Below are 13,622 nucleotides of genomic sequence, written 5' to 3' on the forward strand. Positions count from 1 at the left end.
TCCGGTCCGCGCTCCGGTCGCACGGGGGCTCCCGGGGGCGCCCAGCCTAGCGGCGGGGCGGCGGGGAGAAACCTGTTGCGGGTGGGGGCGGCGGGGTGTCTAGACTCGGGGCGTGGCCGTCGTAGCGATCTCTCGCCGATTTACCGGCCCCCCGGCTCCCGATGGGTGCCGCAGGGGGCGGGTTCCGTCGCGCCGGTAGCGAGTTCGGCAGCACGGGTCGGCCCCGGCGGCGGGTCGTGCCCAGGGGCCGGGGGGTGTGGTGTCCCCCTCTCCGTCCCGTTTCTTCCGCCGTTGGCCCGGAGGCCGCCATGTCCGACACCCCTGCCCGCACCGCCGTCCGTCCCCTCTCCCCCGAGCAGCTCGCCCGCGATCTCGCCGTCCGTGACCTGACCGACCCGGCCGCCGGGCCGCACGCCCTGCAACTGCTCGTCGACCGGGCGGTGGCGGCGCTGGCCGGGCGGTGGGACTGCCCGGTGCGGGTGCACCGGGGCGAACGGGTGGTGACCGTCGCCGACAACTACGACCACCTCAACTACCGTGCGGACGACGTCACTCGGGACGCCCGCTACACCCGGTACGTCGACGGCCGGCGGATGCTGCGCAGCCACTCCAGCGCGCTGGTGCCGGGGGCGCTGCGGGGCCTCGCCGCGCGGGCCGCGGACGGGGAGGCCCCGGAGAGCGTGCTGCTGGTCTGCCCCGGCCTGGTGTACCGGCGCGACAGCATCGACCGGCTGCACAGCGGCACCCCGCACCAGCTGGACCTGTGGTACCTGACCCGGCGCCCGACACCGACCGGTCCGGAGGACCTGACGGGGATGATCGCCGCGCTCGCGGAGGCGCTGCTGCCGGGGGCCGGGTACCGCACCGAGGAGCGCGTCCACCCGTACACCCTGGCGGGGCGTCAACTGGACGTCGCGGCGGGCGGGAGCGGCGAGGACAGCGGGGGCGACGGGGGCGGCGGCGAGTGGGTGGAGATCGCCGAGTGCGGGCTCGCGCACCCCGAGGTGCTGGCCGGGGCCGGGCTGGGGCCGGAGTGGAGCGGGCTGGCGCTCGGCATGGGCCTGGACCGGGTGCTGATGCTGCTCAAGGGCGTCCCGGACATCCGGCTGCTGCGCTCCACCGCCCCGGCCGTCGCCGCCCAGCTCACCGACCTGGCCCCGTACCGGCCGGTCTCGGCGCTTCCGGCGGTCCGCCGGGACCTGTCCGTCGCGGTGGACGGCGCCGACCTGGCGGAGGACCTCGGCGACCGCGTCCGGGACGCCCTCGGCGCGGACGCGGACTGCGTGGAGACGGTCGAGATCCTCTCCGCCACCCCCTGCCACCTGCTCCCCCCGCAGGCGCTGGCCCGGCTCGGCGCCCGCCCGGACCAGCAGAACCTGCTGGTCAAGGTGGTCCTGCGGGACCTGCACCGCACCCTCACGGACGCGGACGCGAACGCGCTGCGCGACCGGGTCTACGCCGCCCTGCACCAGGGCACCGTCCACCAGTGGGCCACCGCCGTTCCGGAGGGCGGCGCTCAGCCCCGGTAGGGGACGGGGCTGAGCTCCGACAGGACGGACGGTGCTCAGCTCCGGCGGAGCGGGCGCGGCCGGTGCGCGGGGCAGGCGCCCGGCGCACGGGCGCGCGGTCGCATCAGCCGGGCGTGCGCGGGGAATCCAGCCGTTGACCGCACTCGCCGGCAGCGGCCCGTTCCGCCGCCGTCCGCACCGAGGAGGGCCACGTGGCACCGCAGAAAGCGCCGTCCGGCAAGCCGACCGGGATCGGCGGCGCGCCCCCGCCACCACCCGGGCCGGCCAACCCGCCTCCCCCGCACGGGAAGTGAGCCGACCGCCGGGTCACCGGCCGTAGCGGGCCACGCGCTCCCGGAGGGCGGCCTTGGCCTGCGGCCACTCGTCGTCGGTGATCGAGAAGATCGCGGCGTCCCGCAGCAGGCCGTCCTCGCCGGGGGCCCAGGAGCGCGACCACTTGCGCAGGACGCCCTCGAAGCGGGCGCCGACGGAGGCGATGGCGGCGCGGGAGCGCTCGTTGCGGGCGTCGGTCTTGAGGTCGACCCGGCGGACGTTCCACTGCTCGAAGGCGTGCTGGAACAGCAGCAGCTTGGACTCCGCGTTGATGCCGGTGCCCTGGGCGGACGCGGCCAGCCAGCTGAAGCCGATCTCGACGGCGTACAGGACGTCGCTGTCCGGCAGGGTGCGCGGTTCCCAGAAGGCGGTCGCGCCGACGGCCCGGCCGGTGGCCAGCGAGATCTGCGCGTACGGGGCGAGCCGGCCGGTGGCGAGCCGGACGTACTGGGCGTCGATGTAGTCGGTGACGGCGTCCGGCTCCGGCACCCAGGTGAAGCCGTAGCTGTCCCGGCTCTCCCCCGCCGCCCGCGCCAGCTCCTCGGCGTGCCGGTGCTCCAGCGGCTCCAGCCGCACCAGGCCGCCCTCCAGCGCCGGGCCCTCCAGTCGGTACGCCACGCCCGTCCCACCCCGTCTGCCGTGCGGCCGCCCCCGTCCGTGCCCGGGCGCGCCCGCGGTGATCGCTGGTAGCAGCGAACCGGGTGCGCCGATGCGGCGTCAACGGAGTTTCGCCCCACGGAGTTTCACCCCAAGGGGTTTCGCCCCACGGAGTTTCTCCCCGTGGACGCCGGGGTGGCGCCCTCCCCGTGGACGCCGGGGCCCGGCACTCGGCGGACGCCGGGCTCCGGCGCTCAGCCGGTGGCGCCGAGCAGGGCGCGGACGGCGGCGCGGACGCGGGTGTCGGTGGCGGCCTGGTCGGCGGTGTCGAGCTTGCCGTCCAGGTGGAGGAAGGCCAGGCCGTGGACCAGGCCCCAGACGGCGGTGGACATCGGCCCGGGGTCGGCGCCGGGGAAGGCGTCGCGGACGATCGCGTGCACGTAGTCCCACATCGCGGCGGTCGCGGCGGCGCGCTCCGGGTCGGCCGGGTCGCAGGGCTCGGCGAACATCACCCGGAACAGCGCGGGCCGGTCGACCGCGAAGCGGACGTAGGCGGCGGCGACCGAGGCCAGGGCGTCCGGGTCCCGGGGGGCGGGGTGGGTGGCGGCGAGCTGGGCGGCGAGGGCGCGGTAGCCCTGGGCGGCGACGGCGGAGAGCAGCGCGTCGCGGTCGGCGAAGTGGCGGTAGGGCGCGGTGGCCGAGACCCCGGCCCGGCGGGCGACGGCGCGCAGCGAGAGGGCGGCGCTGCCGTCCTGCTCCAGGAGGTCGTGCGCGGCGCGCAGGCAAGCGGCGCGCAGGTCGCCGTGGTGGTAGGGGCCGGTCTGTGGTGGCATGCGTCACGCTCCCTGATGTTTGCACCGCTCACATCGTCCGCCTAGGGTGAGCGATGTGAGTGCTGTAAACATTCTAGTCGAGGACGAGGAGGGCCCCCGATGACGGACGGCCTGTTCACCCCGCTGCGCCTGGCCTCGGGCGCCGTGCTGCCCAACCGGATCGCCAAGGCCGCGATGGAGGAGAACCTGGCCGGCCCCGGCCAGCTCCCCGACCGGCGGCTGTTCGACCTCTACCGCGCCTGGTCGTCCGGCGGCAGCGGGCTGCTGATCACCGGCAACGTGATGGTGCACGCCGAGGCGCTCACCGGCCCCGGCGGCGTGGTGCTGGACGCCGCGGCGCCGCTGGAGCCGTTCGCCGAGTGGGCCCGGGCCGCCAAGTCCGGCGGCAGCGCGGTGTGGATGCAGGTCAACCACCCGGGACGCCAGGTTCCGTCCGGGCTCCCGGGCGTGGTGTGGGGCCCCACCGACCGGGGCGTGGACCTCGGCCGGCACAGCGGGCGCTTCGGCCGCCCCACCGCCATGACGCCCGAGCAGATCGGCGCCACCGTCGAGCGCTTCGCCACCACCGCCCGGCGCGCCGCCGAGGCCGGGTTCGACGGGGTGGAGGTCCACGCCGCGCACGGCTACCTGCTCTCGCAGTTCCTCTCCCCGCTGGTCAACACCCGCACCGACGCCTGGGGCGGCTCCCCCGCCCGCCGCGCCGGGCTGCTGCTGGACGTGGTGCGCGCCGTGCGGGCCGCCGTCCCGACCGGTTTCGCCGTCGCGGTCAAGCTCAACTCGGCGGACTTCCAGCGCGGCGGCTTCGACACCGAGGACGCCCGCGAGGTGATCGCGCTGCTCGCCCCGCTCGGCGTCGACCTGGTCGAGCTCTCCGGCGGCAGCTACGAGAGCCCCGCGATGACCGGCCGCCCCGCCGACCCGCGCACCCGCTCCCGGGAGGCGTACTTCCTCGACCTGGCGGCCGACCTGGTGCGCACCAGCCCGCTGCCGCTGATGCTCACCGGCGGCATCACCCGACGGGCCGGCGCCGAGCAGGTCCTCGCGGACGGCGTCGCCGTGGTCGGCCTGGGCACCGCGCTCGCCGTCACGCCCGACCTGCCCAGCCGCTGGGCCGCCCGCACCGAGGCGGTGCGCGCGCTGCGCCCGGTCACCTGGTCGGACAAGGCGCTGGCCTCGGCCGCGAGCATGGCGCTGGTCCGCCACCAGCTGCGCCGCCTCGCCGACGGCCGCTCCCCCGCGCCGCGCACCCGCCCCGCCGTGGCGCTGCTGGCCGAACAGCTCCAGCAACGCAAGGCCCTGCGCCGCTACCGCACCTGGCTGGCCGCCCGCCACCCGGCCTGAGCCCGGGCCCGCCCGACCGCGCCCGCCTGCCCGACCGCGCGCCCGCCCATGCCCGCCCGCCCCGGCGCGCCACGGGCCGCGCCCGCCCCGCCCGGCCGTAGCTTCGAACCCGGTACGCCCCTCGCATCCCAGGAGCCAGGACATGGCAGCACCCGGCCGAGCCCTCTTCGTCGTCTCCGCCGCCGACCACTGGACGCTGCGCGACGGCACCCGCCACCCGTCCGGCTACTGGGGCGAGGAACTCGCCGTCCCGCACCGGGCGTTCACCGCAGCGGGCTGGCGGATCACCCTGGCCACGCCCGGCGGGAGGCCGCCGACGCTGGACCGGCTCAGCATGTCCCGCACCGCCGGGCTCCCCCGCACGCTGCGCGCGGTCGCCGCGTACCTGGGCTCGATCCGGGACGAGCTGGCCCGCCCGGCCGCGCTGGACGGCGTCGACCTGGACGACTTCGACACCGTCTTCTACCCGGGCGGCCACGGCCCGATGGAGGACCTGTCGCACGACCCGGTCTCCGGCGCCCTGCTGACCCGCGCGCTGCGCTCCGGCCGCCCGCTCGGCCTGCTCTGCCACGCCCCGGCCGCGCTGCTGGCGGCCCGCGACCCGGACGGCTCCTGGCCGTTCGCCGGGTACCGGATGACCGGGCTGTCCACCACCGAGGAGAAGCTGAACGGCTTCGGCCGCAAGGCCCCCTGGTTCCTGGAGGACCGCCTGCGCGCCGACGGCGCCCACTACGTCAAGGGCCGCCTCCCCCTGCTGCCGTTCACCACCGCCGACCGCAACCTGCACACCGGCCAGAACCCGGCCTCCTCGTCCCGGCTGGCCGCCCAACTGCTGGCCGCGCTCAGCCGCTGAGCGCAGCGCGGCGCAGCGCTCACCCCCGGGGGCGGGCGGGATCTTCTTCGCCCGGGCCGCCCGGGCCGCCCGGGTCATCCGGGCAGCCGGGAGCGGCGGGGCCGCTCCCGTCCCTGGGCGGCCCCGCCGCTCGCGGGGTGGAGGGGGTGTGAACCGTCAGGCTCCGTTGGGGAGTTGGGCGAGGGTGGCGAGGAACTCGGTCTCGGCGGCGGTCTTGTCGAGGCCGAGGGAGCTGAGGACGCCGTCGCCCGCCTCGTGCTCGATCAGGGCGAGCAGCAGGTGCTCGGTGCCGACGTAGTTGTGGCCGAGGCGGAGGGCCTCGCGCATGGTCAGTTCCAGCACCTTCTTGGCGCCGGCGTCGTAGGGGACGAGCTCGGGGGCGTCCGCGACGGCGGGCGGGAGGGCGGCCCGGGCGGCCTCCCGGACGGCGTCGAGGGTGACGCCGCTGGTGACGAGGTAGGCGGCGGCGAGGCCCTCGGGTTCGGCGAGCAGGCCGAGCACCAGGTGCTCGGGGCGAACCTCGTCGTTGTGGGCGTCCTTGGCGGCCTGGTGGGCGGCCATCACCACGTTGCGGGCCCGCGGGGTGAAGCGGTTGAAGCCCTGTGCGGTGTCGATCTCGGTGACCTCGCCGGGGTCCTTGGGGACGAAGCGCTTCTGGGCGGCCTGGCGGGTGACGCCCATGCTGCGGCCGATGTCGGTCCAGGACGCGCCGGAGCGGCGGGCCTGGTCGACGAAGTGGCCGATCAGGTGGTCGGCGACGTCGCCGAGGTGGTCGGCGACCAGCACCGCGTTGGACAGCTGGTCGAGCGCTTCGGGGTACGACTTCTTGATGCCCTCGATCAGGTCGTCGAGCCGGATGGAGGGCTTCGCTCCAGTGGTGTCAGCCATGAGGCAACCCTAGGTTGACAGTCGAGAGGTGTCAACCTTCGGTTGACAGTCGCCCGCGAGGCCGGTTCCTACTCACCGGTAGGGGGTGTTTCGGCCGAGTTCACCCACCGGTCGCTCGCTGTCTTGTCCGCGTCACGGGGGCCCGAGTTGACTGCACAACATCGACCGGCCCTCACCCACCGGAGACCTGATGACCGCGCTCCGCGCCACCCGCACCGCTGCCGTACTCGCCCTCGCCGCAAGCCTGTTGACGACCACGCAGGGCGCCGCCCACGCCGAGGGCGCGCCCGCCGCGGTCGCCCCGCTGGACGTGCTCAGCTACAACACCTTCCTGATGAGCACCTCGCTCTACCCGAACTGGGGCCAGGCGCAGCGCGCCCAGGCCATCGCGGGCGCGGACTTCTTCCGGGGCCACGACGTGGTGGTGCTGCAGGAGGCCTTCGACAACGCGGCCTCGGACGCGCTGGCGGCGAAGGCGGCCGCCGCGTACCCGTACCGCACCCCGGTGGTGGGCCGCTCGACCGCGGGCTGGGACGCGACGTCCGGCAGCTACAGCGCCACGACGCCGGAGGACGGCGGGGTGCTGCTGCTGAGCAGGTGGCCGATCCTGCGCAAGGAGCAGTACGTGTTCAAGGACGCGTGCGGCTCGGACTGGTGGTCCAACAAGGGGTTCGTCTACGCGCAGATCAACGTGAACGGGCAGCTCACCCACGTGGTCGGCACGCACCTGCAGTCCACCGACTCCGGCTGCGCGAGCGGGCAGGCCGCCGACGTCCGGGCGAAGCAGCTGCGGGCGATGCGGGAGTTCCTGGACGCCAAGCGGATTCCGGCGGGCGAGCCGGTCGTGCTGGCCGGCGACCTGAACATCGACTCGCACGGCGGCGAGTATCCGGCGCTGCTGGCCAACGGCAACCTGGCCCCGGCGACGGCGCGCACCGGCTGGGCGGACTCCTTCGACACCGTCGACAACTCGATCGCGGCCTACCGGTACCCGGGCGAGCCGAAGGAGGACCTGGACTACGTGCTGTACCGGGCGGACCACGCCCGCCCGCAGCAGTACACCAACACGGTGCACCGGTTCCACAGCGCGCCGTGGACGGTGAGCAGTTGGGGCACCTCGTACACGTACACCGACCTGTCCGACCACTACCCGCTGCTGGCCGGCTGAGCCGGCGCCGCCCCCCGCCGGGCGCCCGTCCCGGTGCCCGCCGCACGGGTGGGGGGCACCGGCACGGGCGGGGGGACTACCGGCGGGGCTGGGCGAAGCGGACCATGTTGCCGGCCGGGTCGCGGAAGGCGCAGTCGCGGACGCCGTAGGGCTGGTCCATCGGCTCCTGGAGGACGTCGGCGCCGGTGGCCCGGATCTTCTCGAAGGTGGCGTCGCAGTCGGGGGTGCGGAAGTTGACGGCGCGCAGCAGGCCCTTGGCGAGCAGTTCGGCGGCGGCCCGGCGGTCGGCGTCGGTGGCGCCCGGGTCGGCGACCGGGGGTTCGAGCACGACCTCGACCTCGGGCTGGGAGGCGGAGCCGAGGGTCACCCAGCGCATCCCCTCGAAGCCGACGTCGTTGCGCACCTCCAGGCCAAGGGCGTCGCGGTAGAAACCGAGGGCGGCGTCGTGGTCGTCGACGGCGATGAAGCACTGCGAGAGCTTGATGTCCATGCCCCCGACGCTACTGATCGGCCGCGGCTTCCGCTTCTCCGTTCCTGATCTCCTGCGCGGGGGCCCGCTCCGGGCGGCCGGTGTCGGTGCCGCGGATCGGGCGGGTCAGGTACATCGCCACGCAGGCGGTGATGTGTTCGGCGGCGCTGTGGTCGCGGGCCCGGTAGGCGCTGGGGCTCTCGCCGACGAGTTCGGTGAAGCGGGTGCTGAACGAGCCCAGCGAGGTACAGCCGACGGCCATGCAGACGTCGGTGACGGACAGGTCGCCGCGGCGCAGCAGGGCCTTGGCGCGTTCGATCCGGCGGGTCATCAGGTAGCTGTAGGGGGTCTCGCCGTACGCGGCGCGGAAACTGCGCTGGAAGTGGCCGACGGACATCAGGGCGACCTTGGCGAGGGCGGCGACGTCCAGTGGTTCGGCGTAGTCGCGGTCCATGGTGTCGCGGGCCTTGCGGAGGCGCTTGAGGTCGTCGATCTGCACGGGGCCAGGGTAGTCGCAGGCGCGGACCGACGGGGGGATGATTCGATCATCCACTGACCGTTCGTCATACTTCGGGCAGAACGGGGCATTCGGGTGATGTCAGGGCGGTTCGGATTCCCGTTCGCGGTTTCCCCGCTGCTAGCTTTTGAGTCACGCGAGGGAGCCTGGTGGAGTGGCCGAGAGGCGAGGCAACGGCTTGCAGGGCCGTGTACATGGGTTCGATTCCTGTCTCCACCTCCTCGCTCCCCTCGATGTCCGCCCCCGCCCGGTTGGCCGGGCGGCAGTCGAGGAAGGAATGGTCCGATGGCCATCGCCACCGTCAATCCGGCCGACGGCCGCACGGTCGAGGTCTTCGATCCGCTGGACGAGGCCGCCGTGGAGCGCCGGTTGGCCCGTGCGCAGTCCGCGTTCGAGTCCTGGCGGCTGACCACGTTCGCGCAGCGCGCCGAACTGATGCACCGGGCGGCCGACCTGCTCGACCAGGCCAACGAGCAGGTGGCCCGGACGATGACGCTGGAGATGGGCAAGCCGCTGGCGCAGGCCCGGGCCGAGGCGGCCAAGTGCGCGAAGGCGATGCGCTGGTACGCGGACCGGGCCGAGTCGCTGCTCGCCGACGAGCACCCCGCGCAGCAGGACGTGCAGGACTCGGGCGGGGCGTCGGCGTACGTGCGGTACCGGCCGCTGGGCCCGGTGCTGGCGGTGATGCCCTGGAACTTCCCGTTCTGGCAGGTCGTGCGGTTCGCCGCGCCGGCCCTGATGGCGGGCAACGTGGGCCTGCTGAAGCACGCCTCGAACGTGCCGCGCACGGCGCTCGCGCTGGAGGAGCTGTTCGCCCGCGCCGGGTTCCCGCAGGGCTGCTTCCAGACCCTGCTGGTCTCCTCGTCCCAGGTGGAGGCGGTGATCCGGGACGAGCGGGTCGTGGCGGTGACGCTGACCGGCAGCGAGGGCGCGGGCCGTTCGGTGGCGGCGGTGGCCGGCGACGAGATCAAGAAGACCGTGCTGGAGCTGGGCGGCAGCGACCCGTTCCTGGTGCTGCCCTCGGCGGACGTGCCGGCCGCGGCGGAGCGGGCGGTGACCGCGCGGGTGCAGAACAACGGGCAGTCCTGCATCGCCGCGAAGCGCTTCATCGTGCACACGGACGTGTACGAGGAGTTCCTGGCCGCGTTCACCGAGCGGATGCGGGCGCTGACGGTCGGCGACCCGGTGGAGGACGGCACCGAGATCGGCCCGCTGGCCACCGAGCAGGGCCGCACCGACCTGGAGGTGCTGGTCGCGGACGCGATCGGGCACGGCGCGTCGGTCGCCTGCGGCGGCGCCCGGCCGGACGACCCGGCGCTGGCGGACGGCTGGTACTACCTGCCGACGGTGCTGACCGGGGTGACCCCGAAGATGCGGATCCACCGCGAGGAGGCGTTCGGCCCGGTCGCCACCGTGTACCGGGTCGCCGACCTGGACGAGGCCGTCGCGGTCGCCAACGACTCGCCGTTCGGCCTGAGTTCGAACGTCTGGACCACGGACGACGCGGACCGCGAGCGGTGCGTGCGCGACCTGCGGGCGGGCGGCGTCTTCTTCAACGGGATGACCGCCTCGCACCCGGCGTTCCCGTTCGGCGGGGTCCGGCGCTCCGGCTACGGACGGGAGCTGTCCGGTCACGGCATCCGCGAGTTCTGCAACATCACCACGGTGTGGTCCGCGAACTGACGGCGGACGGCGGGGCCGAGCAGCGGGGCCCGGCGGCGGGGCCCGTCCGGGGAGTGCTCTCCGGGCGGGCCCCTCCGCTTGCGTTCTCCCACGGGACCCGGGCGAGTCAGGCGGGCCGGGCGGACCGGCCGGTCGGGACGGACGGGCAGGCCGGGCCTCAGGCGGGCCGGGCGGTGTGCGGGTGGGCGCGGGCGTGGCGGCCGAGGAACTGGGCGGCGAACGCGATGATCGTGACGGCCCACACCACCGAGAACACGATCAGCAGCCAGAGCTGGGTGAGCTGCGCCGCGACCAGGCCGAGGCCGAGCGACAGCGCGAGCAGGAAGACCAGCGAGGTGTTGTGCTTGGCGGTCAGCCAGGCGGTCAGTCGACGGACCGGGCCGGGACCCGACCCTCCGGTAGCGGTCGCGGGCATCGCTCTCACCTCCGCAGAGTTCAACGTCTGTTCGAGTATCCCGCTGGTCAGCGCCCCCGGCAGCCCGGGTAGCATCGCCGCGGGTACCGACGGAGGGGGGCTGGTGTCGATGCGCGGGGGGCTGCGGGCGCTGGAGCGGACGGCCGCGGGGCTGCCGGACGGCGCGGAGCTGTACCGGCTGCGCCCGGACGGTCGGGTGCTGCGCGCGGACCGCACCGGCGCGCGGGAGCTCGGCCCGCAGGACCCGGACAGCGGGCTGCTGCGCTTCATCGACGACCGGCAGTGGGCGCACTACTTCATCGGGGACGCCGCGACCTCCCCGGAGCGCCCGTCGAACGCCACCTACAAGCTGGGCCTGGTCGCCCCGCACAGCGCGTTCACCCCGCACGCGCACGGCGGCGAGCACCTGGTGCTGGCGCTCGGCCCGGCCTCCTGCGGCCTGTACGACGCGCACCGGCGGCGGGTGGTGGAGGTGCGGCTGGCCCCGGGCACGCTGATCCGGATCCCCGAGCTGATGCCGCACTCGTTCGGCAACCGGGGCGGCGACCGGCTGGCGATCCTGGCCGCCAACACCGGCTACGGCATCGACCACGAGGACTACGCGATCACCGCGGAGGCCGCCGAGCAGCGCGGCGAACCGGAACTGGCCGCCGCGCTGCGGGAGGTGACGGCGGCCCGGGGCGCGGGCACGCTCTCGCTGCGGGAGCGGCTGGCGCACCGGCTGCGGCTGGCGGCGGCCGCGCTGGAGGACGGCCGGTGACGGGGACGGCCGTCGGGGCGCAACCCGGCGCCCGTCAGTGGCGTCCGAGAGAGTGTCCGAGAGTGTGTCCGAGGACGGACGCCCCCGCCGCGGGCCGCACGTCGACCTGGGAGGACGCCCGATGATCTGTCCGCACTGCCGTCTGAACCGCCGACAGCGGGAACGCGCCAACCACACCTGCTCGGGCTGCGGGAAGGTCTTCGCGCTCGACCCGAAGGTCGATCCGGGGAACCTGCACGACATCAAGTTCCGCGAGCTGGTGGCGAAGTCCGCGCCCGACGGGCTGCGGATCACCGTCGAACAGCTGCACTGGCTCAACGCCCGCCGTCGGCACCGCTTCCCGACCGGCCGGGAGCGGCGCGGCAGCAGGGGCGCCGGGACGGTGCTGGCCGTCGTCGCGCTGGCCTTCGCCGCACTGGCCGTCGGCATCGGCGGCCTGGGCCACCTGTTCCTCGGCCTGCCGGCGCTGCTGATGGCCTGGCTGTCCTTCCGGCAGTACCGGGGCGCGAACCACTACCGCCCGGTCGAGCCGTTCGTCACCTGGCCGTTGCTGAACGAGTTCGAGCAGCGGGTCGTCGGCCGCTGGCGCCAGGTGTACGGGTCGCTGCCGGACGGGCTGGTGGAGGCCCCGGGCCCGACCGCCTTCGCCCGGCCGACCGGGCCCCGGGCCGTGGTGCTGTGCGAACCGGCCGGCGTGCTGGCGTTCCTGCGGGTCAACGGCTTCGCCGAACGCCACCGGGTGCTGCTGCTGGCGAAACCCGAGCGGCTCCCGGACGGGCTGCCCGTGCTGGTGGTGCGCGACCTGTCGCTGACCGCGCTGGCCCGCACGTTGGAGCTGCGGGCCCGGTTCGCCGGCCACCGGGTGGTGGACTGCGGGCTCCTGCCGCACGCCGTCCGGCCGCCCGCGCGGGCGGTGCGGCTGCGCGCGTTCGGCCGTCAGCCGGAGCCGGTCCCCGAGGCGCTGGCCGCCTCCCCCGGGTGGCAGCGCCTCCCCGCGCAGGACCGGGACTGGCTGTGCGACAGGTGGTCCTCGCCGCTGGTCTCGGTGCCGCCGGTGAAGCTGATGTCCGCCCTGGACAAGGCGGTCGAGCGCCTCCTCGCCGTGCCGCCCGCGCCGCCAGCACCGCCCGCACCCGCCCCGGAGAGCGCCGCCGAGACCCGGCGGCGGGCCGAGCGGGTCGGCTTCCTGACCTGGCCGCAGACCGTCCCCACGCCCCGGACCGGCTCCGGGACGCCCGCGTCCGCGCCCGCACCCGCACCCGCGTCCCGGCCGACGGACGGCAGCGACCGGTGACCGAACCCCGCTTCCGGCACCGCCCGTTCGCACAACAGCACTTCACGCAGCAGCACTTCACGCAGCAGCCCTTCACGCAGCAGCCCTTCAGGCAGCAGCCGTTCACGCGCCGCCCGTTCGCGCACCGCCCCGGGGAGGACGGATGACCCCGGTACCCGACCGACTGCTCGACCGCGCCCTGCGGCGGGCCGCCGAGAACTGCGCTCAATCCGGGCAACTCGCCTTCACCGGGAGGCAGTTGTACTACGAGACGGACCGGACGCTGTTCCCGCTGCACCGCGGGCCGCACCGGCTGCGGTACACCACGCGGCCGCTGCTGTCCGCGGAGCGGTTCGCGGCCGCGCTCGCCCGGCGCCCCGAACTCGACGTGCTGCCGGACGCGTTGCCCCCGGCCCCGCACCGGCCGGGGCCGGAGGGCGACCTGTACGACTACGCCTTCCCCCGGCTGCTGGTGTGCCAGGACCCGGGGATCGCCGGGATGCTGCGCGCCAACCGGCTGCACCTGGAGGGGGCCTGCCCGGTCCTCACGCCCGACCGGCTGCCGCTGGACGACCGGCTGCTGGCGGCGATGGAGCGGGCCGAGGGGGCGGTGGTGCACGTCCTGCACGACGCCTCCCCCGCCGGGCTGGAGTTCTTCCTGCGGGTGCGCGCGCACGCGGGCTCCCGGCTGCGGGTGCGCACGGCGGGGCTGCTGCCCCGGCATGCCGCCGCCCTGCACCTGGCCGCGCTGCGCGGGCAACCCCGTTGCCACGTCGAGGAGTTGCCCGCCGAGCTGCCCGCCGCCGAGCGGGCCTGGCTGGCGGGCGGACGGGTCGCCGAGCTGGCCGCCGTCCGCCCGGCCCGGCTGCTGCGGGCCGTCCTGCGCACCGTCCGGGGCGGCGGTTTCGCTCCGCCCGCCCGCCCGGCCGCGCCCACCCGGGCCCGCGACACCGGCTTCCTGACCTGGCCGACGCCCTGACCCCC

General features: G+C 75.3%; 14 protein-coding genes and 1 tRNA gene. 9 read left to right on the forward strand and 6 right to left on the reverse strand.

The features are described 5' to 3' along the window. Positions 1–308 precede the first annotated feature (308 nt). A complete protein-coding gene (locus HUT16_RS03505) occupies positions 309–1,529 on the forward strand; it encodes a hypothetical protein (RefSeq protein WP_176185361.1) in 1,221 nt (406 codons plus the stop codon). A 306-nt stretch (positions 1,530–1,835) separates the two neighbouring features. On the opposite strand, the gene HUT16_RS03510 is transcribed toward HUT16_RS03505, so the two are convergent. Together HUT16_RS03510 and HUT16_RS03515 are read right to left on the reverse strand one after the other, a co-directional pair. Next, positions 1,836–2,459, reverse strand: coding sequence for a GNAT family N-acetyltransferase (locus tag HUT16_RS03510; protein ID WP_176185363.1), 624 nt, complete (start codon positions 2,457–2,459; stop codon positions 1,836–1,838). 233 nt (positions 2,460–2,692) lie between these two features. Then, positions 2,693–3,271 carry a TetR/AcrR family transcriptional regulator gene (locus HUT16_RS03515; protein ID WP_176185365.1) on the reverse strand — a complete coding sequence of 193 codons (579 nt, stop codon included), beginning with the start codon at positions 3,269–3,271 and terminating at the stop codon, positions 2,693–2,695. A 99-nt stretch (positions 3,272–3,370) separates the two neighbouring features. Here HUT16_RS03515 and HUT16_RS03520 point away from each other — a divergent pair, with 99 nt between their 5' ends. Both HUT16_RS03520 and HUT16_RS03525 read left to right on the forward strand, forming a co-directional pair. Further along, a complete protein-coding gene (locus HUT16_RS03520) occupies positions 3,371–4,612 on the forward strand; it encodes an NADH:flavin oxidoreductase/NADH oxidase family protein (protein WP_176185367.1) in 1,242 nt (413 codons plus the stop codon). 142 nt (positions 4,613–4,754) lie between these two features. Further along, positions 4,755–5,465, forward strand: a complete 711-nt coding sequence (locus HUT16_RS03525; RefSeq protein WP_176185369.1) for a type 1 glutamine amidotransferase domain-containing protein — start codon at positions 4,755–4,757, stop codon at positions 5,463–5,465. 156 nt (positions 5,466–5,621) lie between these two features. Here HUT16_RS03525 and HUT16_RS03530 read toward each other — a convergent pair whose 3' ends face one another. Then, positions 5,622–6,353: a Clp protease N-terminal domain-containing protein gene (locus HUT16_RS03530; protein WP_176185371.1), complete on the reverse strand. Its 732-nt coding sequence runs from the start codon at positions 6,351–6,353 to the stop codon at positions 5,622–5,624. 190 nt (positions 6,354–6,543) lie between these two features. Here HUT16_RS03530 and sph point away from each other — a divergent pair, with 190 nt between their 5' ends. Beyond that, on the forward strand, positions 6,544–7,521 hold the full coding sequence (gene sph, locus HUT16_RS03535; protein ID WP_176185373.1) for a sphingomyelin phosphodiesterase: 978 nt from the start codon (positions 6,544–6,546) through the stop codon (positions 7,519–7,521). A gap of 76 nt (positions 7,522–7,597) precedes the next feature. Here sph and HUT16_RS03540 read toward each other — a convergent pair whose 3' ends face one another. Together HUT16_RS03540 and HUT16_RS03545 are read right to left on the reverse strand one after the other, a co-directional pair. After that, on the reverse strand, positions 7,598–8,011 hold the full coding sequence (locus HUT16_RS03540; RefSeq protein WP_176185375.1) for a VOC family protein: 414 nt from the start codon (positions 8,009–8,011) through the stop codon (positions 7,598–7,600). Between the two features lie 10 nt (positions 8,012–8,021). After that, positions 8,022–8,489, reverse strand: coding sequence for a helix-turn-helix transcriptional regulator (locus HUT16_RS03545; RefSeq protein ID WP_176185377.1), 468 nt, complete (start codon positions 8,487–8,489; stop codon positions 8,022–8,024). A 166-nt stretch (positions 8,490–8,655) separates the two neighbouring features. Between HUT16_RS03545 and HUT16_RS03550 the strand changes: the two genes are divergently transcribed. Continuing rightward, positions 8,656–8,726, forward strand: a tRNA-Cys gene (locus tag HUT16_RS03550). 66 nt (positions 8,727–8,792) lie between these two features. After that, positions 8,793–10,190, forward strand: coding sequence for an NADP-dependent succinic semialdehyde dehydrogenase (locus HUT16_RS03555; protein WP_176185379.1), 1,398 nt, complete (start codon positions 8,793–8,795; stop codon positions 10,188–10,190). Between the two features lie 157 nt (positions 10,191–10,347). On the opposite strand, the gene HUT16_RS03560 is transcribed toward HUT16_RS03555, so the two are convergent. Continuing rightward, positions 10,348–10,605, reverse strand: coding sequence for a hypothetical protein (locus HUT16_RS03560; RefSeq protein ID WP_176185381.1), 258 nt, complete (start codon positions 10,603–10,605; stop codon positions 10,348–10,350). Between the two features lie 109 nt (positions 10,606–10,714). On the opposite strand from HUT16_RS03560, the gene HUT16_RS03565 reads away from it, so the two are divergent. The 3 genes from HUT16_RS03565 to HUT16_RS03575 all read left to right on the forward strand — a co-directional run bounded on the left by HUT16_RS03565 (position 10,715) and on the right by HUT16_RS03575 (position 13,617). Then, on the forward strand, positions 10,715–11,365 hold the full coding sequence (locus HUT16_RS03565) for a cupin domain-containing protein (RefSeq protein ID WP_254898235.1): 651 nt from the start codon (positions 10,715–10,717) through the stop codon (positions 11,363–11,365). Positions 11,366–11,486: 121 nt separating this feature from the next. Next, positions 11,487–12,659: a hypothetical protein gene (locus HUT16_RS03570; protein WP_176185384.1), complete on the forward strand. Its 1,173-nt coding sequence runs from the start codon at positions 11,487–11,489 to the stop codon at positions 12,657–12,659. 142 nt (positions 12,660–12,801) lie between these two features. Beyond that, positions 12,802–13,617 carry a hypothetical protein gene (locus HUT16_RS03575; RefSeq protein ID WP_176185386.1) on the forward strand — a complete coding sequence of 272 codons (816 nt, stop codon included), beginning with the start codon at positions 12,802–12,804 and terminating at the stop codon, positions 13,615–13,617. The last annotated feature ends 5 nt before the right edge of the window (positions 13,618–13,622 follow it).

Origin of the sequence: Kitasatospora sp. NA04385, from assembly GCF_013364235.1 — a bacterium.
Taxonomy (GTDB): Bacteria; Actinomycetota; Actinomycetes; order Streptomycetales; family Streptomycetaceae; genus Kitasatospora.